Origin of the sequence: Gardnerella coleohominis (genome assembly GCF_002896555.1) — a bacterium.
GTDB lineage: Bacteria > Actinomycetota > Actinomycetes > Actinomycetales > Bifidobacteriaceae > Bifidobacterium > Bifidobacterium vaginale_F.
Genome location: NZ_MNLH01000017.1, coordinates 1 through 416, shown reverse-complemented (window position 1 = coordinate 416; position 416 = coordinate 1). Strand labels below are relative to the sequence as shown.

At 38.0% G+C, this 416-nt stretch carries 1 pseudogene; it reads right to left on the bottom strand.

What is annotated here, in order from left to right:
- Nucleotides 1-129: 129 nt before the first annotated feature.
- A pseudogene (locus BFS05_RS06500) lies at nt 130-416 on the bottom strand (undecaprenyl diphosphate synthase family protein); the annotation flags it as partial.

Genomic DNA, 416 nt, shown 5'->3' with positions numbered 1-416 from the left:
AGATGTGTTATAAGAGACAGCAAAACAACAAGACAATCAATTAATCAATTAACAAATTAATCAATCCACAAATAATTTAGCAACTCAATAACTCAAAGAATCAGCAAATTAGCAAATCAACAAATCACATTAATTTGCGACTCCACCGAATCTTCTATCGCGATGCGCATAACGGTCAATAGAACGCCACAATGCTTCACGATTAAAATCTGGGAATAATTCAGGCACAAAATCAAGCTCTGCATAAGATGCTTCCCAAGGCAAGAAGTTACTCGTGCGCTGCTCGCCAGATGTGCGAATCATTAAATCACAATCAGGAACATCCTTCGCGTACTTCTTTAAGAATTGCTGAACAAGCATCTGCAATTTCTGCTCTACCGCCATAATTAATGCAAAACACTACGTCGATAGTGGAA